Annotated in this window: 22 protein-coding genes; 7 read left to right on the forward strand and 15 right to left on the reverse strand. The window is 61.6% G+C overall.

Annotated features, from left to right (window positions below):
- The first annotated feature begins 32 nt into the window (after positions 1-32).
- Positions 33-1703: a glycoside hydrolase family 3 protein gene (locus ACSQ2A_RS15100; RefSeq protein ID WP_436072902.1), complete on the forward strand. Its 1671-nt coding sequence runs from the start codon at positions 33-35 to the stop codon at positions 1701-1703.
- A gap of 6 nt (positions 1704-1709) precedes the next feature.
- On the opposite strand, the gene ACSQ2A_RS15105 is transcribed toward ACSQ2A_RS15100, so the two are convergent.
- The 6 genes from ACSQ2A_RS15105 to rpmI all read right to left on the reverse strand — a co-directional run bounded on the left by ACSQ2A_RS15105 (position 1710) and on the right by rpmI (position 8476).
- The gene (locus tag ACSQ2A_RS15105; RefSeq protein ID WP_436072903.1) at positions 1710-3005 is read right to left on the reverse strand and encodes a bifunctional folylpolyglutamate synthase/dihydrofolate synthase; all 1296 of its coding nucleotides are present in this window, start codon (positions 3003-3005) and stop codon (positions 1710-1712) included.
- 119 nt (positions 3006-3124) lie between these two features.
- Positions 3125-5548 carry a phenylalanine--tRNA ligase subunit beta gene (pheT, locus tag ACSQ2A_RS15110; RefSeq protein ID WP_436072904.1) on the reverse strand — a complete coding sequence of 808 codons (2424 nt, stop codon included), beginning with the start codon at positions 5546-5548 and terminating at the stop codon, positions 3125-3127.
- A gap of 11 nt (positions 5549-5559) precedes the next feature.
- On the reverse strand, positions 5560-6603 hold the full coding sequence (locus ACSQ2A_RS15115) for an ASCH domain-containing protein (RefSeq protein WP_436072905.1): 1044 nt from the start codon (positions 6601-6603) through the stop codon (positions 5560-5562).
- A gap of 6 nt (positions 6604-6609) precedes the next feature.
- Positions 6610-7740 (reverse strand): phenylalanine--tRNA ligase subunit alpha, encoded by a 1131-nt coding sequence (gene pheS / locus ACSQ2A_RS15120; protein WP_436072906.1) that lies wholly within the window; start codon positions 7738-7740, stop codon positions 6610-6612.
- A 114-nt stretch (positions 7741-7854) separates the two neighbouring features.
- Complete coding sequence (gene rplT / locus ACSQ2A_RS15125; protein ID WP_295413491.1) at positions 7855-8256, reverse strand: 50S ribosomal protein L20; 402 nt, start codon at positions 8254-8256, stop codon at positions 7855-7857.
- A gap of 19 nt (positions 8257-8275) precedes the next feature.
- Positions 8276-8476 (reverse strand): 50S ribosomal protein L35, encoded by a 201-nt coding sequence (gene rpmI, locus ACSQ2A_RS15130; RefSeq protein WP_046105910.1) that lies wholly within the window; start codon positions 8474-8476, stop codon positions 8276-8278.
- A gap of 290 nt (positions 8477-8766) precedes the next feature.
- Between rpmI and ACSQ2A_RS15135 the strand changes: the two genes are divergently transcribed.
- Positions 8767-9078, forward strand: coding sequence for a hypothetical protein (locus tag ACSQ2A_RS15135; RefSeq protein WP_436072907.1), 312 nt, complete (start codon positions 8767-8769; stop codon positions 9076-9078).
- A 58-nt stretch (positions 9079-9136) separates the two neighbouring features.
- Here the strand turns inward: ACSQ2A_RS15135 and ACSQ2A_RS15140 are convergent, their stop codons facing one another.
- Positions 9137-10651: an MFS transporter gene (locus ACSQ2A_RS15140; RefSeq protein ID WP_436072908.1), complete on the reverse strand. Its 1515-nt coding sequence runs from the start codon at positions 10649-10651 to the stop codon at positions 9137-9139.
- Between the two features lie 85 nt (positions 10652-10736).
- Here ACSQ2A_RS15140 and ACSQ2A_RS15145 point away from each other — a divergent pair, with 85 nt between their 5' ends.
- Positions 10737-11279, forward strand: a complete 543-nt coding sequence (locus tag ACSQ2A_RS15145; RefSeq protein WP_436072909.1) for a TetR/AcrR family transcriptional regulator — start codon at positions 10737-10739, stop codon at positions 11277-11279.
- On the opposite strand, the gene ACSQ2A_RS15150 is transcribed toward ACSQ2A_RS15145, so the two are convergent.
- Entirely contained in the window at positions 11276-12127 is an 852-nt protein-coding gene (locus ACSQ2A_RS15150) for a glycosyltransferase family 2 protein (RefSeq protein ID WP_436072910.1), read from the reverse strand. The two genes, ACSQ2A_RS15145 and ACSQ2A_RS15150, sit on opposite strands and share 4 nt — an antisense overlap.
- A 141-nt stretch (positions 12128-12268) precedes the next feature.
- Between ACSQ2A_RS15150 and ACSQ2A_RS15155 the strand changes: the two genes are divergently transcribed.
- Positions 12269-12688, forward strand: coding sequence for an Hsp20 family protein (locus ACSQ2A_RS15155; RefSeq protein WP_295413473.1), 420 nt, complete (start codon positions 12269-12271; stop codon positions 12686-12688).
- A gap of 16 nt (positions 12689-12704) precedes the next feature.
- Entirely contained in the window at positions 12705-12989 is a 285-nt protein-coding gene (locus ACSQ2A_RS15160) for a DUF1150 family protein (protein ID WP_295413472.1), read from the forward strand.
- Positions 12990-13064: 75 nt separating this feature from the next.
- Here ACSQ2A_RS15160 and ACSQ2A_RS15165 read toward each other — a convergent pair whose 3' ends face one another.
- From ACSQ2A_RS15165 to ACSQ2A_RS15195, 7 genes are all read right to left on the reverse strand, one after another.
- Complete coding sequence (locus ACSQ2A_RS15165; protein WP_035084483.1) at positions 13065-13532, reverse strand: PTS sugar transporter subunit IIA; 468 nt, start codon at positions 13530-13532, stop codon at positions 13065-13067.
- A 48-nt stretch (positions 13533-13580) separates the two neighbouring features.
- Positions 13581-14150, reverse strand: coding sequence for a ribosome hibernation-promoting factor, HPF/YfiA family (gene hpf / locus ACSQ2A_RS15170; protein WP_295413467.1), 570 nt, complete (start codon positions 14148-14150; stop codon positions 13581-13583).
- Between the two features lie 308 nt (positions 14151-14458).
- Complete coding sequence (gene rpoN, locus ACSQ2A_RS15175; protein ID WP_436072911.1) at positions 14459-15967, reverse strand: RNA polymerase factor sigma-54; 1509 nt, start codon at positions 15965-15967, stop codon at positions 14459-14461.
- A 119-nt stretch (positions 15968-16086) separates the two neighbouring features.
- Positions 16087-16836 carry an LPS export ABC transporter ATP-binding protein gene (lptB, locus tag ACSQ2A_RS15180; RefSeq protein WP_436072912.1) on the reverse strand — a complete coding sequence of 250 codons (750 nt, stop codon included), beginning with the start codon at positions 16834-16836 and terminating at the stop codon, positions 16087-16089.
- Positions 16833-17291 (reverse strand): LptA/OstA family protein, encoded by a 459-nt coding sequence (locus ACSQ2A_RS15185; protein WP_436072913.1) that lies wholly within the window; start codon positions 17289-17291, stop codon positions 16833-16835. Before ACSQ2A_RS15185 ends, lptB begins: the two co-directional genes overlap by 4 nt.
- A complete protein-coding gene (locus tag ACSQ2A_RS15190) occupies positions 17288-17923 on the reverse strand; it encodes a hypothetical protein (protein WP_436072914.1) in 636 nt (211 codons plus the stop codon). Before ACSQ2A_RS15190 ends, ACSQ2A_RS15185 begins: the two co-directional genes overlap by 4 nt.
- A gap of 10 nt (positions 17924-17933) precedes the next feature.
- On the reverse strand, positions 17934-18548 hold the full coding sequence (locus ACSQ2A_RS15195) for a ribonuclease D (protein ID WP_295413457.1): 615 nt from the start codon (positions 18546-18548) through the stop codon (positions 17934-17936).
- Positions 18549-18664: 116 nt separating this feature from the next.
- Between ACSQ2A_RS15195 and metK the strand changes: the two genes are divergently transcribed.
- Together metK and trmB are read left to right on the forward strand one after the other, a co-directional pair.
- On the forward strand, positions 18665-20011 hold the full coding sequence (gene metK, locus ACSQ2A_RS15200; RefSeq protein WP_436073221.1) for a methionine adenosyltransferase: 1347 nt from the start codon (positions 18665-18667) through the stop codon (positions 20009-20011).
- Positions 20012-20089: 78 nt separating this feature from the next.
- A complete protein-coding gene (gene trmB / locus ACSQ2A_RS15205) occupies positions 20090-20794 on the forward strand; it encodes a tRNA (guanosine(46)-N7)-methyltransferase TrmB (RefSeq protein WP_436072915.1) in 705 nt (234 codons plus the stop codon).
- Positions 20795-20925: the final 131 nt, after the last annotated feature.

Raw genomic sequence — 20925 nt, forward strand, 5'->3', positions numbered from 1 at the left:
CACCGCAAGACTGCCCGTCTGGAGAGAATGCCTTGGCCCCTATCGACTTGTCCGCAGCGCCCTTCAATCTGAATGAGGAGGCCATTGCCTGGGTGCATGCCACGCGCGATGGCCTGGCTCCACGCGACAAGCTGGCCCAGCTTTTTGTGCTTCTCGTCCGTGGCGATGCCGACCAGGCGCTGGAAGCGGTAAGGGCTTTCCGCCCCGGCGGCGTAACCCGCATCTATTCCAACGATCTCGCCAGCGAAATCAGCTTCGCCCGCCAGCTCGATGCCGCCGGCCCCGCGCCCATGCTGGTCAGCGCCGATCTCGAAGGCAGCCGCATGAGCCTGCCTTTTGGCACCTCTGTGCCGAACCCGCTTGGCCTCGCTGCCGTCGACGATGTGGAGGCCACCACGGCCATTTCCACCATCATGGCCGAGGAAGCGCGCGCCGTTGGCCTCAACTGGAGCTTTACCCCGGTTATCGACATCAACGCCGCCTGGCGCAGCGCCATTGTCGGCACCCGCTCCTATGGCAGCGATATCGACAGGATCGAGCGCCATGCCCTGGCCCAGATCGCCGCCTTCCAGGCCAATGGCGTCGCCGCCACGGTAAAGCATTGGCCGGGCGAAGGGTATGACGACCGCGACCAGCATCTGGTCACGACCGTCAATCCGCTGACCATTGCCGAATGGGAAGAACAATTCGGCCGGCTCTACCGCGCCGCCATTGATGCCGGCGTCCTCAGCGTCATGTCCGCCCACATCGCCTTCCCGGCTTTCGTCCGCGAGCTTGATCCTGAAGCGACCTCGGAAGCCTTCCGCCCGGCTTCGCTGAGCCGCCTCCTCAACGAGGTCCTGCTGCGCGAGCGCCTGGGTTTTCAGGGTCTCATCGTGTCCGACGCCACCCCCATGGCCGGCCTCGGCGATTGGGGCCCGCGCGACGAAACCCTGCCGGAACTCGTCATCGCCGGCTGCGACGTTATTTTGTTCTCGGACGATCCCAATGGAGACCTGATGCGTCTCGTAAAGGCCGTTGCCGATGGCCGCCTGACGCAGGAGCGCGTCGACGAGGCCGTAACCCGCATTCTGGCCCTCAAGGCCGCGCTGGGCCTTCACAGGGATCGCCCCGAGCCCAATCTCGATACGGCCAGCCGCGTGGTCGCGACGCCCGAAAAGCTCGCCAAGGCCAAGGAAGTCACGGCGCGCATGCCGACGCTGGTAAAGGACACGGCCACCCTGTTGCCGCTGTCCCCCGCAAAGTACAAGCGCGTGCTGATCTACTCGACCGGCGCCGTGCAGCCCTTTGCCCCCGCGCCGATCCCGCTCTCACTGCCCGATCGCCTGACCCAAGAGGGCTTTGAGGTTACCGTCCACACGCCCGACCTCGCCGTCCGCGCCAGCGATTACGACCTCGTCCTGTATCTGCTCGCGGAAGAAACCCTCCTCACCCGCAGCCGCATTTTCCTTGATTGGAAGGGCCTCACCGGCTCGGTCTTCGGCGCCATGCACCGCCACTGGCACGAAGTGCCGACCCTGATGGTGTCACTGGGCTTTCCCTACTACCTCTACGACGCCCCGCGCGTATCGACCTATATCAACGCCTATGGCTCGAGCGACGCCATCCAGGAAGCCGTTCTCGACGCGCTGCTCGGCCGGGTGCCATTCACCGGCACCAGCCCCGTCGATCCGTTCTGTGGTAGTGAGCAGGCGAAGTACTAAAACCGTTCAGTTCGGCGGCGTGCCGTTTTTCGCGAGCACGTCGCCGGCCAGATATAGCGACCCACAGATCAGCACCCGCGCATTGGGCACCTCTGCGGCCGCCTTCAGCGCCGTCACGATCGAGCGCAGCGGTCGCGCCTCCAGCCCGACATCGTGAGCCCGCTTGACGATATGCGCCGCCGGGTGGGCGTTCTGCTCCCCCGGAATGGTCAGCGCCAGCACAGAGGGCTTGAAACCGGCAAAAGCCTCGAGGAACTCGCCTGGGTCGCGGGTATTCATCATGCCCATGATCAGCACCAGCGGCGCCGCACGGTTGCGGTCAAATTCGGCAATGGTCCGCGCCAGCGCCTTGGCGCCATGCGTATTGTGTCCGCCATCGAGCCAGAGTTCGTGGCTCGCCGGCAGCAGTTCGCGCAGTTTGCCCTCGCGGATCGGCTGCATGCGCGCCGGCCAGGTTACCTTGCGAAGACCCTCGGCAATGGACGTCTCATCGACGGGCAATTCAAAATGCCGCGCCGCCGCAATGGCCAGAGCCGCATTATCGAACTGGTGCGGGCCGAGCAGCGCCGGCGGCGGCAGGTCGAGCATGCCAGCCTCGTCGGTATAGACGAGCCGTCCATCCTGCGCCGATCCATGAAAGTCCTCGCCCTGCCAGAGAGGCGTGATCCCCAGCCGATGCGCCGCGCGTTCGAGCACCTTGTGCCCCTCGTCGCGCTGGATACCCATCACCGATTTCGAGCCGCGCTTCAGAATGCCGGCCTTGTTGGACGCAATCTCGGCAATCGTCTTGCCCAGAAACCCCTGATGGTCGAAATCGACCGGCGTGATGATCGTGCCCAACGGATGTTTTACGACATTGGTGGTGTCGTAAGTCCCGCCCATGCCGGTTTCAAGCAGCAGAAAATCGGCCGGCGTCTCGGCAAAAAGCTTAAACGCCGTCACCGTGGTCACCTCAAAAAAGGTGATCCCAGCCCCGGCATTGATCTCTTCCACCTCTTCCAGCGCCGCATTCAGTTTTCGCGTGGAAACGAGTTCGCTCGCGAGCCGGATGCGCTCGTTGAAACGCACGAGATGGGGCGAATTGTAGACATGCACTTTCTTGCCCGCCGCTTCGAGGAAAGCGCGGAGATAGGCAATGGTCGAACCCTTGGCATTGGTCCCCGCCACATGGATCGTGGGCGGCAGGTGGTCCTGCGGATTGCCCAGCTTTTCCAAGAGCGGCAGCATGCGATCCAGGCTGAGATCGATCAGCTTTGGATGCAGCCCAGACAGGCGTTTCAGAATGGCGTCGGTACGGGACACTGGTTTGTCTCCAATGCAAAAGCGCCCACGGAACTGTCATCCCCGCGAAAGCGGGGACCTCCGTTTCAGAACAGAGGTTCCCGCTTGCCGATATGAAGCAGTGGGATTGGACAGGAAAACTACTTCCGCAGTTCGCCGCCGGTCGTCTTGGTCACAGCCGCAACAATCGCCGATGACACCTTTTCGATGTCCTCGTCGGTCAGCGTACGGTCGCGCGGCTGCAGGGTTACTTCGATGGCTACGGACTTTTTGCCCTCGCCAACGTGCGTGCCTTCGAACACGTCGAAAATACCCACATCAGCGATGAGCGCCTTGTCCGCACCCTTCGCCGCCCGCAGGATCGTGGCTGCCGCCACGCCCTTGTCCATCACGAAAGCAAAATCGCGGGAAACCGGCTGGAACTGGCTGAGGTCAATCGCCGGCTTGGTCTTCGTCGCCTTCTTGCGCGCTTCGGGCAGGGCATCGAGGTCGATTTCGAATGCCGCAACCGGCCCCGAAATATCAAGATCCGCCGCCAGCGCCGGATGCAGTTCGCCGAACCAGCCCAGCGTCACCTTTGGCCCCAGCGCGAAGCGCCCGCCACGACCCGGGTGGCTCCACGAGGCTGCTTCCGGCAGCACCTGCACCTTGTCGACGTCGACGCCAAGCGCGTCGAGCACCGCAGCAAGATCGGCCTTGGCATCCCACACAGTCACCGCCTCGGCCTTGCACGACCAATGGCGCCCAGCGCCGTCGATCTTGGCCGTGCCCGTACGCACGCCCGAAGCATAGGTGTGCTGGCCTTCCGGCTTGTCGGAAAGGAAGATCTGCCCCACTTCGAAGAGGCTCACATCGGCAAACCCACGATTGGCATTGCGACGCGCGCCAGCAAGCAGGCCCGGCAGCAGCGAGGGCCGCATATCGGTCATGTCGGACGCGATGGCATTAGCAAGCTGCCGGTCTTCCGTGCCGCCGCCAAAGAGCGTGGCTTCGCCATGCGAAATGAACGACCAGGTCACAGCCTCATCGAGGCCACGCGAGGCCAGAACGCGACGCGCAATGCGGCGGCGGTTCTGGATGGTCGTCAGAATGCGCGGCGCGACATGGTTGAGACGCGCCAGCGGCTCCACCGGCACATTGTCGACGCCCACCATGCGCATTACTTCTTCGACGAGGTCGGCCTTCTGGGTAACATCCGGACGCCAGCTCGGCACTTTTACTGCGCGCTTGTCGCCCGAACCCTCGGCCACAAAACCAAGTGCCGAGAGAATCTGCTCGATCTTCTCCGGAGAGACTTCCAGGCCCGTCAGACGACGCACTTCGCCGAGCGGGAATTCCACCGTGGTATTGGCAAAAACGTCTTCGCCCGAGATCGCCGGCTCGGCCGGCTCACCGCCACAGAGTTCGAGCACTAGGCGCGTTGCCAGTTCCATGCCTGGCTCCGTAAGAGCCGGGTCAACCGAACGCTCCAAACGATAGCGCGCATCGGAAACGATCCCGGTCTTGCGGCCGGTGCGGGCGATCAGCTCTGGATCCCAGCTCGCGCATTCCATGAGAATATTGGTGGTCTCATCAGTGACACCTGAGCGAATGCCGCCCATGATGCCGCCGAGGCAGAGCGGGCCCTTGTCGTCGGCGATAACAGTCATGGTCTCGTCGAGCGTATAGACCTTGTTGTCGAGCGCATCGAATTCTTCGCCACGCGCATTGCGCAGCACCATAGTGCCCTCAACCTTGTCGGCGTCATAGGCGTGCAGCGGCCGACCCCAGCCGAGCGAGACGAGGTTGGTGATATCGACAATGGTGTTGATCGGACGCAGACCCACGGCGCGCAGGCGCGCCTGCAGCCAGTCCGGCGACGGGCCGTTCTTCACATTGGCGATATAGCGCCCGGCAAATTTGCGGATCGCCTTAGGCTCATCGCCCGAAAACTGCTGCGGCAGCGGCGCTATCGGGCTTTTGCCCTTCGACGGCACCGGCGAAAAATCGGTCTTCTTCAGCGTGCCGAGACCAAAGGCGGCGAGATCGCGCGCCACGCCATAGACGCCGGTCGCGTCGCCGCGGTTCGGCGTGATGGAGATGTCAAAGACCACGCCATTGATGCCGGCATAGTCGACATACTTTTGGCCGATCGGCGCATCGTCGGGCAGGGTGATGATGCCGTCATGGTCGTTGGAAAGCTGCAGTTCTGCAGCCGAGCAGAGCATGCCATTGGATGGCGCGCCGCGAATGACGACGCCGCCCTTGAGTTCAAAATCCTTGCCCGGAATATAGGTGCCGGGGAAGGCGAACACGCTCTTCATGCCAGTCCTAGCGTTCGGCGCGCCGCAGACGACGTCGATCAGCTCGCCGGTCCCGGCATCGACCTTGCAGATATTGAGATGGTCGGAATTGGGATGCGGCTTTGCTTCCACCACATGGGCAATGACGAACTTTTCGAGCGCCTTGCCCTGGCTCTCAATGCCTTCCACTTCAAGGCCGATCATGGTCAGCGCCTTGCCGATCTCTTCGGTCGAGGCCGTGGTCTCGAGATGTTCCTTGAGCCAATCAAGCGTGAATTTCATGTTTTGGGACCTTAGCGGAAGTCACTCTTGCTGCCGTTGATCGGCGGCAGCGCGGACGAAAGTTGAAAGAGTTCGACGAGCACATTGGCAAAGCCGCGGGCATCGTCGATGGCTCGGTGGGTATGGGGGATATGGCCGTAGAATTCGGCCGGCAGCTTGCTCATGCCCCAATCGAGATAGGGCGCGCCGCGCAGCGTTCCGGCCATGGTATAGAGGCAGACGCCACCACCGCGAAAAATCTGGCGCCCCTTGAAGGGACCGCTCAGCGCCCGCGTGCCGGCATATTCATCGAGATAATGGTCCATCCAGAGACCATCGAAAATCATCGGCGCCGCGACAAAGACTTTTGGGCCGGGCAGGCTTTCCACCCAGTTGGCAAAGCGCGGCATGACCACAGCCGGGTCCTCGGCGCCCTCGGTCGCCGCCTTCCAGGCCTCGGGCTGGGTCTTCCACCAGTCCATGGTCATTTCGTTCTGCGTGCGATCAGCCTTGGGTTTTAGCACCGCCTCGAACTCGCCATGCCGCGTGCCGTCAGCTTCGATAGCCACCGAAGCAAAGCTCAGCATGGAATTGTGCAGCGGCGTCGGCCCGTCGGATTCGATGTCGGTAACGATAAAGATCGCTTTTGCCACGCGATTGTAGAGCTCGCGGCCAGCCGGCAGCACCGCCACCAGCCGGAATTTTTCACATACAACCTGCATGTCTGGCGCAAAGCCGCCATTGCGCGAGAAGTAATCCTCGTGCGCCCTGCGCCATTCGGCATAGGGGCCTTCGCCTTCGAGATCGGTAAAGCTCGGGGCGACCCTATCGAAAGCCATGATGTCGATAGACAGTGTCTCGATCACCGCCGCCGGCTCACCCGCGCCGTTGAGCACGACATCGCGCCGCCCGGCGACGGGCATGGCTTCCTTGCCTTGCTCATAGTCGCGCAGCGCCCCGCAGGTCGCGGTCTTCTTGCCGGCCAGCACCAGGCCAAGCAATTCCTCGTTCAGCTCCGGCGAGTCGCCGAAGCTGAAGGTTATGGCATTGGCATATTCGGGCGGAAGGGCAGCCATGTCAGCCTAGCTCGAAAGCCCACCGAACAGCGTCGGCAGATCAAGCGGGCGGAACCCGTAATGCTCGATCCAGCGCTGGTCGGCGTCAAAGAAGGCGCGGAGATCGGGCATGCCGTATTTCAGCATGGCAAGGCGGTCGATGCCCATGCCCCAGGCAAAGCCCTGATAGACATCGGGATCGAGGCCGGCATTGCGCAGCACATTGGGATGCACCATGCCGCAGCCCAGAATTTCGAGCCAGTCATTGCCTTCGCCGATCTTCACTTCCGAGCCCGAGCGATCGCATTGCACGTCGACTTCCATCGACGGCTCGGTGAAGGGGAAGAAGCTCGGACGGAAGCGCAGGGTAACGCTCGGCACCTCAAAGAAGGCTTTCAGGAACTCCTCGAGCACCCAGCGCAGCTGGCCAATGTGCGAATCCTTGTCGATGACGAGGCCTTCAACCTGGTGGAACATCGGCGTGTGCGTCTGGTCTGAGTCATTGCGATAGGTGCGGCCGGGCATGACGACGCGGATCGGCGGATCCTGCGACGGGGTCAGGTAGGAGGCCGCCGGCTTTTCGTTGGTCTTTTGCATCACGCGCACTTGCACGGGCGAGGTGTGCGTCCGCAAAACCTTCTTCACCCCGTCCGGGCCGGGCTTCATGAAGAAGGTGTCGTGCATTTCGCGCGCCGGGTGACCTTCGGGGAAATTCAGCGCGGTGAAATTGTAATGGTCGGTCTCGATATCGGGCCCTTCGGCAATGGCAAAACCCATGTCCGAGAAGATGGCCGTGATTTCGTCGATGGTCTGCGAAATCGGATGAATGCGGCCCTTGGCCGTCGGCGCCGGCGGCAGCGGCAGCGTCACGTCGACCGTCTCGGCCTTCAACCGCGCTTCGAGCGCCGCGCCCTTCAATTCGGTGCTGCGCGCTTCGATCAGGCCGGCAATGTCGTTCTTGAGGCCGTTGATCGCCGGGCCCGCGCTCTTACGCTCGTCCGCAGCCATGGCGCCCAGCGTGCCGAGCAGGGCCGAGACCGAACCCTTCTTGCCGAGAGCCGCGACACGCACAGTGTCGAGCGCGGCTTCGGTATCGGCAGCGGCGATGGCAGCGCTCAATTCGGCGCGCAGGGTTTCAATCTGGGTTTCCAAGGACATCGGGAGCTCTCGGTGAAAATTCAGGTGCGGTTAGACCAAAACAAAACGCCCCGCGCCAGCCCCTTTCGGGGTGGCGCAAGGCGCAATTTTTGACCTCAACGAGGTGGGGTTAGCTTAGGCGGTAACGCGGGCGTGGGTAACAGTGTCCACGCTTGCGAGATAAGCCAGAGCTGCCTTGGCCTTGGCGACCAGGGCGCCGAACGCTTCGGGCTGCGTGATCGCGAGATCGGACAGCACCTTGCGGTCGACGGCAACCTCAGCCTTGCTGAGGCCGTCGATAAATCGGTTGTAGGTCAGGCCGTGTTCGCGGACGGCAGCGTTGATACGCTGGATCCAGAGAGCGCGGAAGTTGCGCTTCTTGACGCGACGATCGCGATACGCGTACTGGCCGGCCTTTTCGACGGCCTGCTTGGCGATACGGATCGTAGACTTACGACGGCCATAATAGCCCTCGGCGGCCTTCAAGACCTTCTTGTGACGGGCGTGGGCGGTTACGCCTCTTTTTACGCGTGCCATGTTTTAGTGTCCTTCCAGCTTAGCGGTTGTACGGCATGTACCACTTCACCAGACCCTCGTCGCCCTTGGACAGGATCTTGGTGCCGCGGTTGGTGCGGATGTACTTGGCGTTGTGGCTGATCAGGCGGTGGCGCTTGCCGGCAACGCCGGCCTTCACCTTACCGGTAGCGGTGAAGCTGAAACGCTTCTTTGCGCCGGACTTGGTCTTCATCTTGGGCATTTTGCGGGTCCTTATTGGTCTTAACAGGCTCTTGCGAGTCCGTCGCTTTCAAAGACCGCCACGGCATGCCTTTTGGCCGGGCGATCCGGAGATGGCGCTCTATAGGGGGAATGGCAGGGAAAGGCAAGGGGGCTCGGACAGGCGCGCGTGGGAACGATTGAACTCGCTCGTGGATCACACACAAATCAGTGTTCTGCCTTACCGAACATTCATGAAACCCGGCGGCGGTCTCAAGCGTAACTCCTGCATGCTCCGGACATGGAGCTACAATTTTCAAACAGGAGACTATCATGCGTTTTGTAAAAGCCATTGCCGTTGCCGCAATCCTTGCCACTTCCGCCGGTGCCGCCATGGCAAGCCCGTTCGACGCCATGGGTTCGGTGCAGTCGCTCGATGACGCCAACTACGCCACCGTGCTGAAGGTCAATGCAGGCGAAGCCCGCTCGCTGGCCATCGACGTCGACATGGCCGCATTGCACCAGCGCATCAAGAACAACCCGGTCATTAGCCGCTCGATCCAGGAACAGGGTTTTACCGTCGACCAGATCGTTGGCATTGATGGCAGCGACGACGGCGCCGGCGTGACGCTTTACGCACTCTGAATTCCTGAATCATTCAGGAAGACGGGCGGCCAATCGGCCGCCCTTTTCTTTTTACGAACTAATGCGCTGATGCAGTGGCCTCGGTGTCCCGATAGCGCCGCAGGGCGAAGAAGACAGCGATAGCCAGAAGCCCGATGAGGCTCGCCGCACTCAACAGCACCATGCCATGCGCGTCCGAAAAGGCCATCCGTGCCGCTTCGACAAGCGGCGCACCGGCGGGGCCAAGCTGTTCGGCCGCATACATGGTTTCCCCGATCGAATGCGCCGCGCCTTCGGGCAGACCTTGCGCCAGGTCCACTGGAATACGCAGGGCGCTTGAATAGCTGGACGCCAGCAGCACACCGAAAAAGGTGATGCCAAGACCCGCACCAAGTTCGTAGCCCGTGCCTTCGAGCGAGCCGGCAACACCGGCTTTTTCCGCCGGAGCACTCGACATGATGGCAATGGACGAGGCTGTCAGCCCGATGCTGAGCGCCAGACCCAGCATGACCATCAGGGCCGCAACGCCAATGCCCGGATTGTGAAAATCGCTGACGCCGAGGCCGGCAAGACTGAGGGCCGCAACGGCGAGGGACACGACCGCCACGGTGCGCAGGCCCAATTGCCCGACGGCATAGCCGGCAATCGGCCCGCCAATGCCCGAGGCAATCACCAGCGGCAGCATGAAGAGCCCGGCCTGCAGCGGGGTATGGCCGACGACAAATTGCAGTTCCTGCGCCACGGTCAGTTCGACGCCCGCCAGCGATCCACAGACCACCAGTGCCATGACCATGCCCATGCTGATCGCCGGGCGCGAGAACAGGCTCAGGTCGAGCATGGGTTCGGCCGCGCGCATCTGCTGGCGCACGAACCAGACGAGCAAGCCAAGCCCGGCTACAAGGCTCGCGCCCGTCACAGCAGGCGAACTGCCCGCCTTAAAACCGGATTTTATCGCATAGACCGTAGCAATCAGGCCCGCGATCAGCACCAGCGCCTGGCCAATGGTCCAATTGCCGCTGGCCGTCACCGCGCGCTTGGGAATGGTGAAGAAGGCCAGGGGCCAAACCACCATCATCACGGGCACGTTGATGAGGAAGACAGAACCCCACCAGAAATGCTCCAGCAGTGCACCGCCCGCCAGCGGGCCAAGCGCCGCACCGGCCGAACCAACCGTACCCCAAAGGCCCAGCGCCAAAGCGCGCTCCTTGGAATCCTCAAAGGTCTGGCGAATGATAGCCAGCACATTGGGCATGATCATCGAGGCGCCAAAGGCCAGGGCCACGCGCGCGCCGATAAGGACTGCCGCAGTCGGCGCAAAGGCCGCCGCAACGGAGGCAACCAAAAATACCAGCAGGCCCGTAAGAAGCATGCGCCGATGCCCGACGCGGTCGGCCAGCGTGCCCATGGGCACGAGCAGGCCCGCCATCATCAGCGGATAGATATCGATGATCCACAAGATCTCCGTGCCGCTCGCGCCCAGGGCCAATGTCAGGGAGGGCACGGCGATGTGCAGGATCGTCATGTCGATGACGACAGGAAGAAAAGCCAGCATGACGGCCAAAAGCACCAGCCAGCGGTTGCGCGGGGATGACATTTTCAGTTCCTCTTGGCAGACGTACCTATCGCTGCCGGATCGTCGGCTATATAAATCCGTCTGGACGGATTGAAAAGAGGTCGCAATGGGCCGGAAACAAACAATTGATCGCGGCGCCCTGCTCGATGCGGCCGAGCGCGTGGTCCTGCGCGATGGTGCAGGCCAGCTGACGATGGATGCCGTGGCAGCCGAGGCCGGCGTCAGCAAGGGCGGCGTGCTCTACGCCTTCCCCAGCAAGGACGCGCTGATCGACGCGCTCTTCAACCGGGCTTTCGCCGCCATGGACGAGATCGGTGACGCCTTCCTGACGTCAGCAGGCGATACGCCGGAAAACCGGGTGCGAGCCCATGTGCTGGGCAGCAAGGGCGCCAGCGAACTCGTCACCGAGCGCTCCCTGGCCCTGATCGCCAATTTCATGCGCTCACCGCAATATCGCAAAGGCGCCCAGGACTATTATCGAGAGGCCCTGGCTAAACTCGACGTGACGACGCCGTCCGGCCGCCGCGCCCGCCTGGCGCTGCTGGCGGTCGAGGGTGCGGCCACCCTGCGGGGCTTTGACTTCTATCCAATCACCGAAAAGGACTGGCAGGACATCCACGCCGATGTCCTTGATCTTTTGCTCGACTAGGCCCGCGCAGCCTTCAGCATCGGCTCGATGTGGTTTTCAAACAGCAGGCCCGGCTGTTCGGCCAGCGCCGCGCTGTAAGCCGCTTCCGCTGCTAGCGACACCCGCAAAAACCGCGCCACACCAGCCACATCCACCGCCGAGAGCCCATAAGAACCGGCTTCAAGCCGCCGCAGGATTTCTGTTTTGCTGGCAATCATCCCCGCCGCCACATCCTTGCCATTGCTCATCGAGCCATCGCGCTTGATGTAATCGTGCAGCGGCGCACCCAGATGCATGGAGAGTGACGCCTTGCCATAGAGCTGCAGCAAGAGTTCCAGATCGGTCATGTTGCTCAGCGTCGGGTCGTAGCGCCCGTCGGTCTTGGTCCGATCCCACACCACCATGGAATCCATGGATAGGCTGACCCACTTGTGCTCGCCCGGCGTCAGTTCCCGATCCGGTCCATCCCCGACATAGCGCAGGTGATCAAAATCCATGGTCATGACGTCGAGCGCCGTCGTCACGATGGCGTGGCTCTGCAGCGCCGCAACGGCAAACTCAAGTTTTTGCGGTTTCAGCCGGTCGTCGGCATCGAGAATGGCGACATAGGGTACGCTCAATTGCTCCAGCGCCACGTTCCGGGTCCGCGAGGCTCCAGTGCCGACGCCCCCGCTCGTCAAAAAAACCTGGCGCTCATCGCGCAGCCCCTGGCCGTCGAGAAACGCCGCATAGTCAAACCCGTCATCGGCAATGATCCAATGCTGCCAATCGGCATGGGTCTGGGTGAGCACGCTCTGCACTGTGGTGGGCAATGTATCCTGCGCGCGGAAAGCGGGGGTGATGACGGCGACGGTTTTCGACTGGGTCATGTAGGCCTCTGATCGCTTCGCTCAGGCCATCCGCTCAGGCTTGAACAGGACGGCCATAGGACCCATATCTGCCTCAGCCTGTCGATGCCAGAGTTTTGGGTCGACAGTATTCGTTGCTTGCTTGAAACAAGGACGGCGTAGATGTCGCGTATATCGGTCTTTTCCGCGCCCTTTCTCCTCGGCTTTGACAGCTTTGAGGAAAGGATCGATCGGCTCGCCCGGTCTGCGGACGGCTACCCCCCTTACAATATCGAGCGCACCGTCGGCGAAGACGGCACGGAACGCTTCATCATTTCCATCGCGGTTGCCGGATTTTCCGAATCCGAACTCGAAGTGATGAGTGAAGACAACCAGCTCAATGTTCGCGGAAAGCAGAAGGATGAGCCGGGGCGGGAGTTCCTGCACCGAGGCATTGCCGCCAGGCAATTCCAGCGCACCTTCCTCCTTGCCGATGGAATGATCGTGAAAGATGCAACTCTGAGCCATGGCATGCTCGTTATTGCTCTTGAGCGTCCTCGCGCGCCCAAGCTTGCCCGCCGTATCGACATTCGCTCGCTGTAAAGGAAAGGGCTAAAAAATGATGGATAGACGCAATACCGACGCCGTTCCTGCCGACGCGCACCCGCTTCGGCATCTGACCCAGGCCCAGTTCGCGGCCTTGGGTGGCAGTGCCGTGGCCTATATCAAGCCGGTCTCCGGCCTAGTGCTCTCGCACATGATCCACGACGCAGAATTCAACGACACCGAGCTTTATCAGCTCGTCATGTCTGCCGATGGCACCCCGCTGATGGTTGCCGACACGGCTGACGCCGTGGCCGAGTGGCTCGGCGACAAGAATCTGGGACTTGCGACCCTGCACTAGGGTCGGCCCCATCCGAAACAAAAACCCCGCGGATCGGTCTGATCCGCGGGGTTTTTCAATTTCGGTAGCCTGCGCCTAGGCGGCGCAGGAATCTTCAAGCGGCGTTGTCAGCAGCGCATAGAGCCGCTTGACGTCGGTTTCCCGCCGTAGCTGGTCGATGACACTTTCCGTCCGCAGCAGCCGCGCCACGCGCGACAGGGCCTTCAGGTGATCGGCACCGGCACCGACAGGCGCGAGCAGCATGATCACCACATCGACCGGCTGGTCGTCGACCGCGTCGAAGTCGATGGGCGTATCGAGCCGCGCGAAGACGGCGGTTACACCCTTGAGACCATTGAGCTTCCCATGCGGAATGGCGATGCCATTCCCAAGGCCGGTCGACCCCAATTCCTCGCGGCCAGCAATGGCCGCAAGGATATCGTTCTGGTCCTTGCCGGTGATCTCGGAAGCCTTTTTGGACAAGATGTCAAACAGCTGGCGCTTCGAGGTGACACCCGTACAGTCAAGTACGGCTTCCTCTGCCAGAATGTCAGCCAATTCCATTAGTCTGCCTTGGGCTCTACTTCAGCTTTTCTACGGCAGTCGGGCTAATCAATTTGCCCCAAGCGCGGGATCAATCCAGCCTATATTGCCGTCCGCGCGGCGGTAGACCACATTCAGGCCGCCATGTCCAGCGTGGCGGAACATCACAACATTCTGACCCGACAGGTCGAGCTCCATCACCGCCTCCTCCACGCTCATCTGGCGCAGGTTCTTGGTGGTCTCGGCAACCACGGGTGGCGCATAGTCTTCGTCGAGCTCGTCGAACTCGTCCGAGGCCCCGAAAACGGTGTACTGGGCCGTGCCGCCATCGGCACCATTGCCCTTGCGGTGTTGCTTGAGCTTCCGGTTGTAACGGCGCAGGCGCTTTTCGATATTGAGCGCCATGACCTCGAAGGCCGAGGTCGCATCACCGCCCTGGGCGCTGGCTTGTAGAGTGGCGCCGGAATCGAGGTGGACAACGCAGTCGGCACGGAAACCAATTCCGTCTGGAGTGAGGGTCAGATGGCCGTCATAGCCGCCGTCAAAATACTTTCCGACAACGGTGGAAAAGTGATCCTCTGCTTTGCCGCGCAGAGCATCGCCTACATCCATATTCTTTCCCGAAACGCGCAAGGCCATGGCTTCTTCTTCCTTTCGGTCGTGTGTACGACGCAAGAGGTCCCGAAGCCGATCTCCCGACATCCGGGTTCCTGCCTACTGTCACCCATTGCATGTGGGGTGCCAGACATGAGGATGCTAGACCCAGCCAGAGGCAGGGGCAATCCGCATCATGCCCGGCATGTCCAAATGAGAGGGTGACAGAGGGACGCGGCTCAATTAGCCTTCCCGCCGTGAACAAAGGCTGCCGGGCGAGAGCCCAACGCCGCAGCCCCGCTCCGCGGTTCCCGGTTCACGTCAACAAGCGAGACGATAGGACGCAGCCGCCTCTAGGCGATCTTCTGCAAAGCTTTTTTCTGGCGGCGGCGGATCACCGAGGAGGGGATGTTCATGCCCTCGCGATATTTCGCCACCGTGCGCCGGGCCACGTCGATGCCCTGTTCCTTGCGCAGCATTTCGGCGATCGTGTCGTCCGAGAGAATATCGCTCGCCAGTTCCGCATCGATAAGCTGCTTGATCCGGTGCCGCACCGCTTCAGCCGAATGATCACTGCCACCATCCGCCGAAGATATGGCCGTCGTGAAGAAGTATTTCATCTCGTAGAGGCCGCGCGGCGTCGCCATATACTTGTTGGCGGTAACGCGACTCACCGTCGATTCATGCATTTCGATTTCTTCGGCGACCATTTTGAGCGTCATCGGCTTCAGATGCGCCACGCCATGGGTCAGAAACCCATCCTGCTGGCGCACGATTTCGGCGGCCACCTTGGTAATGGTCTGGGCCCGCTGGTCGAGACTTTTCGTCAGCCAATTGGCCGTTTGCAGGCAATCGGACAAAAAGGTCTTTTCCGCCGCGTCGCGGGTCTTCTTGGTCACGCTGGCATAGTAGACCCGGTTGACCAGCACGCGCGGTAGCGTCTCGCTATTGAGCTCGATCTGCCAGCCGCCATCGGGCCCGGACCGCACGAAGACATCGGGCACCACCGCCTCAATCGGCGCGCTGTCGAAGGCAAGGCCCGGCCGTGGATCGAGCAGACGCAATTCGCCCAGCATATCGGAGAGATCTTCGCGATCGCAGCCGACGGCCTTCATCAACCCCGCCATATTGTGCTCGGCGACAAGACCGAGATTGTCCAGCAGGCGCTGCATCATCGGATCGAGCCGGTCGCGCTCGCGCAATTGCAGCGCCATGCATTCGGCAACGGAGCGGGCAAAGACGCCAATCGGGTCGCAGGTTTGCAGCGCCCCGAGAACAGCCTCGACATCGCCGAGTTCGGCCCCGAGCAATTCGGCTACCGCGTCGAGTTCAACAGTGAGATAGCCAGCCTCGTTGAGCCCATCGATCAGGTGCTGGCCGATCAGCCGGTCGGCCTGGGTGCGCAGCAGCATCTGCGCCTGGGCTTCGAGATGGTCGGAAAGGCGCGGGCGCGAGGCCACGAACTGGTCAAGGTCGGGCGCTTCACCGCCCTCAAAACTGCCATTGCGGTCGGGCCCGGCGACACTGCCCATCTCATTGGGATTGGATTCGGGAAAGACGTTCTCGACCGCGGTGTCATAACCCTCGGCGATCTGGTCGGCATCCTTGATGCGGTCGCCCTGGGCAACCGTATCTTCATAGGCACTGAGTTCGACCGCCCGTTCCGGGGCTTCGGCCGGCTCGACATCGGCTGCCTCGCCGCCCTCTTCGCGTTCGAGCAGCGGATTGCGCAGGAGTTCGGCGTCGACGAAATCATTGAGTTCGAGATGGCTCAATTGCAGGAGTTTGATCGACTGCATGAGCTGCGGCGTCAGCGTCAGGCTTTGGGCCTGGCGAAACTCCAGCCGCGGCGAAAGTGCCATCTATTCAACCTCTTGGCGCGTCACGTGATGCCCCGAAGGGCGGCTTCCCGGCCGCAACATGGCTGATTTCGTCGGCAAGGGCAAGCGCTAAGGCAAGTTCCGTGCCAGTTCAAAGGCTTCTAAAGCTCGAAGCTCTCGCCGAGGTAGACGCGCCGGGCCTCGGGGCTGGCCGAAATGGTTTCGGGCTTGCCCTGAATCATCACCGAGCCGCCATGGATGACATAGGCGCGATCGACGAGCCCAAGCGTTTCGCGTACCGCATGGTCGGTGATGAGCACGCCAATGCCGCGCTGGGTCAATTGCCGCACGAGACCCTTCACTTCGGCCACGGCGATAGGATCAACGCCAGCAAAGGGTTCGTCGAGCAGCATGAAGATCGGTTCGGCCGCCAGGGCCCGCGCAATTTCGACACGCCGGCGCTCGCCGCCCGACAAGGACAGGGCATTGGACTTGGCAAGGTGGGAGATCGAAAATTCGTCGAGCAACTGTTTCAGCCGGCGCTTGCGCTCCGCCCTGCCGCTGACGGTATTTTCCAGAATGGCGAGAATATTGCCCTCGACGCTCATGCCGCGGAAAATGGACGGCTCCTGGGGCAGGTAGCCAACCCCAAGCTGGCCACGCTGAAACAGTGGCAAGCGGGTAATGTCATTGCCATCGAGCTGGATGCGTCCCGCATCGGGCCGCACGAGACCCATGATCATGGTAAAAACCGTGGTCTTGCCGGCGCCATTGGGGCCAAGAAGGCCCACGGCTTCCCCGCGGCGCACGGCCAACGAAACATCGCGCACGACCGTGCGCTTACCAAAACTCTTGGCAAGACCCTGGGCCACGAGCCAGCCCGACTGGTCTATGCGCGTCTTCTCGCTCATTGGGTGGTGAAGACGCCGGTCACGCGTCCGCCCTGGCTGGCGCTGAAAGTCGAAACATTGGTGGCAAGATTGACCACCAGCTCCTGCGCCTGGACGCTGCCGGCCGTATTGCTGACCTCGACATTGCCGGTCAGGCGCAGCAATTGATCGCCCGGCGTGAACACGGCGCGATCGCCCGTCGCCGTCTGCTCGTCGGTTTCGAGCTTCACCTTGCCGGTTGCCTCAAAACTCCTGATGTCGCTGGTGCCGCCTTCGCCATAGGTGGCCACGACCTTCTCGGCCCAGACATTGACCGTCGGATGCTTGATCACGACATTGCCAGTGAACACCGCCTCCTTGGTGCCCTCCTCGACCGTAAAAACATCGGCCGAGATTTGCACGGCGGTTTGCGCCAGTGCCGGCACAGAGAGAAAGCCTGCGAAAACAGCGATCAAAGCGAAGCGACTGAAATTCATTCCTGCTCCTCCCCCGGGGTTTCGGGCAGCGTGACGATCGCGTTGGTGAAAGTCCAGCGGTTACGATCGGCCTCGTGCACCATGCCCTCGGCGCGTACGGTGGAGCCGTCCGAATAATTGATGGTCACCGGGCCCTTTGATGTCAGGGTCTGGCTCGCCCAGTCGAAAACGGAGTCGCTGAGGCGACCGGAAATGCCGCTGGATTCGCTGATTTCAGTGCCATTCTCAATGCGCACCTGCTGGTTGACCGTGTCGAGAATGGCGTCCACTGCCGATGCCTCGCGGCGAACGCCATCGGTGCGCTCCAGCATTACCTTCACATTGCTCATCGTAATGAGGTCGGTATTGTCGATGGCCGCCGCCGCTTCCTCGGCCCAGACACGATAGACCGAACCATCGGTCAGCGTGCCGGCATATTCCGGTGTCTCGACCCGAATCCGGTCCGGCGTCACCTCGATCTTGCCGATGCCGTAGCGTCCACCGAAGCTCGAAATCACAATCTGGATCAAGAGCGCGACCAGCAGCACAAAACCCACGGCCGGCACGGCAAACCGCAACACGCCCACCATACGATTGCGGCGCAGCAGACGTCTAAACTTGCGGGTCCGGCCGGGCTGATCGGCAAAGGCCAAGGGCTGTTCCTCAGCTATGGGCGAAAATATCCGTCTCTTGCCAACCCATGAGATCAAGGGCGCAACGGGTTTTTACGAAATCGAAGCAGGCCTCCGCTAGTTCCATCCGGTTCTCGCGCTTGAGCATGCGGTCGAGATGGCGCTTGAGATCATGCAGGTAAAGAACGTCCGAAGCAGCATAGTCGAGCTGCGCATCAGTCAGCTTCTCACTACCCCAGTCCGAGCTCTGCTGCTGCTTGGAAAGGTCGACATTGAGCAGTTCGCGCGCCAGTTCTTTCAGACCATGTCGATCCGTATAGGTGCGCACAAGGCGCGAGGCGATCTTGGTGCAATAGATCGGCCCGGTGACAACCCCAAAGCGCTGCTGCAAAACCGCGACGTCGAAACGCGCATAATGAAAAATCTTGGTGACGCCGGGATCGGTTAGGAGGCGAACCAGATTGGGGGCTTCAGTGGCGTTCTGCGGGATCTGGATGACATCGGCGCTACCATCACCGGGGGAAAGCTGCACCACGCAAAGCCGGTCACGATGCGGGTCGAGCCCCATGGTTTCCGTGTCGATCGCCACCTCGCGCCCGTAGTTGGAGAGGTTTGGCAGATCGCCGCGATGCAGTCTGATGGCCATGGTTTTTCCATTCTTCCCGTTTTGCTTTCATTGGCACAGCAAGACGGCGATGGAAAGGCACTGTGCCAAGGCAAGAATTGCTCAACCCTGCGACCAGGTCATATCAAGCTTTCTTTATATCTCCCTTGACCCGAGGGGCGTACAATGTCACAAAACGGTCAGTTTGGCCCATTTTCGGGCATTTTTTGCATTTTCGGAGCATTTGCGTGGCCCGTTCGTCCTATCACTTCACCTCTGAGTCGGTCTCCGAGGGTCACCCGGACAAGGTCTGCGACCGGATTTCGGACGAGATTGTCGACCTCGTTTTCCGTGAGGCCAAGAAGGTCGGCATGGATGCGAGCCAGGTCCGCATCGCCTGCGAAACCCTCGCTACCACCAATCGTGTCGTCATCGCCGGTGAAGTACGCGTGCCCGACACGCTCCTGAAAAAGGACAAGGACGGAAACGTCCTCAAGGACAAGGCCGGCGCACCGATTGTCAGCCCATCCAAATTCAAGGCTGCTGCCCGCAAGGCCATCCGCGCCATCGGCTACGAACAGTCGGGCTTCCACTGGAAGACCGCCAAGATCGACGTGCTGCTGCATGGCCAGTCGGCAGATATCGCCCAGGGTGTCGACGAGAGCGGCAACAAGGATGTCGGTGCCGGCGACCAGGGCATCATGTTCGGCTACGCCTCGCGCGAAACGCCGGAACTGCTGCCTGCTCCGATCTACTATGCCCACAAGATCCTCGAGACCATTACTGACGCCCGCAAGGCCAATCATGGTCCGGCCGGCAAGCTTGGCCCTGATGCCAAGAGCCAGGTGACCGTGCGCTATGAAGACGGCAAGCCGGTCGGGGTCACCCAGATCGTGCTGTCCACCCAGCACCTTGACGAAAGCCTGACCTCTTCGGACGTCCGCAAGATTGTGGAACCCTATATCCGCGAAGCTCTACCGGAAGGCTGGATCAGCGACGAGACCGTCTGGCACGTCAATCCGACCGGCAAGTTCGTCGTCGGCGGTCCTGATGGCGATGCGGGCCTGACCGGCCGCAAGATCATTGTCGACACCTATGGCGGCGCAGCACCCCATGGCGGTGGCGCTTTCTCGGGCAAGGACCCGACCAAGGTTGACCGTTCGGCCGCTTACGCCGCGCGTTATCTCGCCAAGAATGTCGTCGCCGCCGGCCTTGCCGATCGCGCCACGATCCAGCTGAGCTACGCCATTGGCGTTGCAAAACCGCTGTCGATCTATGTCGACCTGCACGGCACCGGCAAAGTCGACGAAGCAAAGTTGGAAAAGGCCCTGGCCGAGGTGATGGACCTGACCCCGCGCGGCATCCGCACCCATCTCGACCTCAACAAGCCGATCTATGCAAAAACCTCGGCCTACGGCCATTTTGGCCGCAAGCCGGGCCGCGATGGCAGCTTCTCCTGGGAGAAGATTGACCTCGTAAAGGCATTGAAGCAGGCCGTCGCCTGATTCACGCCAAAGATTGACCAAAGGCCTCTTTTCCGCGATGCGGGGGAGAGGCCTTCGTTTTTTCGAAATTTTGCATCCATGACCGACCACCAGCTCCCCAAAACCCGTGACGGCGAACCCCGCGCCTTTTTTGGCCGCCGTTCCGGCAAGAAACTGCATGGCGGCCAGAAGGCCATGGTGGATGAGACGCTGCCCGAGCTCGAAATCGCACTCAGCGAGCACCTCGACCCCAGGACGCTCTTTCCGGAGGCAAAACGCCTCGTCATCGAGATCGGCTATGGTGGCGGCGAGCACCTGGCGCGCAAGGCTGAGGAAGAGCCCGAAACCGGCTTTATCGGCTGCGAGGTTTTTACCGGCGGCATCGGCAAGATGGTGCAGGCGGCAATCGCCAAAAACCTGAGCAATGTCCGACTCTTCACCGATGACGCGCTAAAACTGCTCGTCACCCTGCCCGATGCCAGCATTGACGCGGTCTATCTGCTTTACCCCGATCCCTGGCCGAAAACGCGCCATCACAAGCGCCGCTTCGTCTCGCCGGTGACACTGAAGGAACTGGCCCGCGTCATCCGCCCGGGCGGCACATTCCATTTCGCCAGCGATATCGAGGACTATGCCGACTGGACCCTCGCCCATATCGTGCGCGAGCCCGAATTTACCTTTGCTCCGGATGCGCCCGGCTCTTGGCACACGCCCTATCCGGGCTGGCAGCCGACCCGCTATGAGCAAAAAGCGCGGCGCGAAGGCCGCATGATCAGCTTTTATTTCACCTTCGATCGGCGTTGAAATCTTTACCGTTTCGTGACGGTGAACGACAAGTTCGTCCACTCGCGCTCTGGACCTTTGCCAATCGCTCCCCATATCGGCTGCACGCCGGCGCGCTGCGCCTGACGTTCTTCCGTTGACCGGTTCCGGAG

This window comes from Devosia sp. LjRoot3 (assembly GCF_964252865.1).
Lineage (GTDB): Bacteria > Pseudomonadota > Alphaproteobacteria > Rhizobiales > Devosiaceae > Devosia.

Coding starts and splice junctions, on each gene's coding strand:
- pheT (WP_436072904.1), bottom strand. CDS start 5,548: ATGAAATTCACGCTTGATTGGCTCAAGGAACATCTCGAGACCACGGCC.
- ACSQ2A_RS15115 (WP_436072905.1), bottom strand. CDS start 6,603: ATGGCTGCCCTTCCGCCCGAATATGCCAATGCCATAACCTTCAGCTTC.
- pheS (WP_436072906.1), bottom strand. CDS start 7,740: ATGTCCTTGGAAACCCAGATTGAAACCCTGCGCGCCGAATTGAGCGCT.
- rplT (WP_295413491.1), bottom strand. CDS start 8,256: ATGGCACGCGTAAAAAGAGGCGTAACCGCCCACGCCCGTCACAAGAAG.
- rpmI (WP_046105910.1), bottom strand. CDS start 8,476: ATGCCCAAGATGAAGACCAAGTCCGGCGCAAAGAAGCGTTTCAGCTTC.
- ACSQ2A_RS15135 (WP_436072907.1), top strand. CDS start 8,767: ATGCGTTTTGTAAAAGCCATTGCCGTTGCCGCAATCCTTGCCACTTCC.
- ACSQ2A_RS15140 (WP_436072908.1), bottom strand. CDS start 10,651: ATGTCATCCCCGCGCAACCGCTGGCTGGTGCTTTTGGCCGTCATGCTG.
- ACSQ2A_RS15145 (WP_436072909.1), top strand. CDS start 10,737: ATGGGCCGGAAACAAACAATTGATCGCGGCGCCCTGCTCGATGCGGCC.
- ACSQ2A_RS15150 (WP_436072910.1), bottom strand. CDS start 12,127: ATGACCCAGTCGAAAACCGTCGCCGTCATCACCCCCGCTTTCCGCGCG.
- ACSQ2A_RS15155 (WP_295413473.1), top strand. CDS start 12,269: ATGTCGCGTATATCGGTCTTTTCCGCGCCCTTTCTCCTCGGCTTTGAC.
- ACSQ2A_RS15160 (WP_295413472.1), top strand. CDS start 12,705: ATGATGGATAGACGCAATACCGACGCCGTTCCTGCCGACGCGCACCCG.
- ACSQ2A_RS15165 (WP_035084483.1), bottom strand. CDS start 13,532: ATGGAATTGGCTGACATTCTGGCAGAGGAAGCCGTACTTGACTGTACG.
- hpf (WP_295413467.1), bottom strand. CDS start 14,150: ATGGCCTTGCGCGTTTCGGGAAAGAATATGGATGTAGGCGATGCTCTG.
- rpoN (WP_436072911.1), bottom strand. CDS start 15,967: ATGGCACTTTCGCCGCGGCTGGAGTTTCGCCAGGCCCAAAGCCTGACG.
- lptB (WP_436072912.1), bottom strand. CDS start 16,836: ATGAGCGAGAAGACGCGCATAGACCAGTCGGGCTGGCTCGTGGCCCAG.
- ACSQ2A_RS15185 (WP_436072913.1), bottom strand. CDS start 17,291: ATGAATTTCAGTCGCTTCGCTTTGATCGCTGTTTTCGCAGGCTTTCTC.
- ACSQ2A_RS15195 (WP_295413457.1), bottom strand. CDS start 18,548: ATGGCCATCAGACTGCATCGCGGCGATCTGCCAAACCTCTCCAACTAC.
- trmB (WP_436072915.1), top strand. CDS start 20,090: ATGACCGACCACCAGCTCCCCAAAACCCGTGACGGCGAACCCCGCGCC.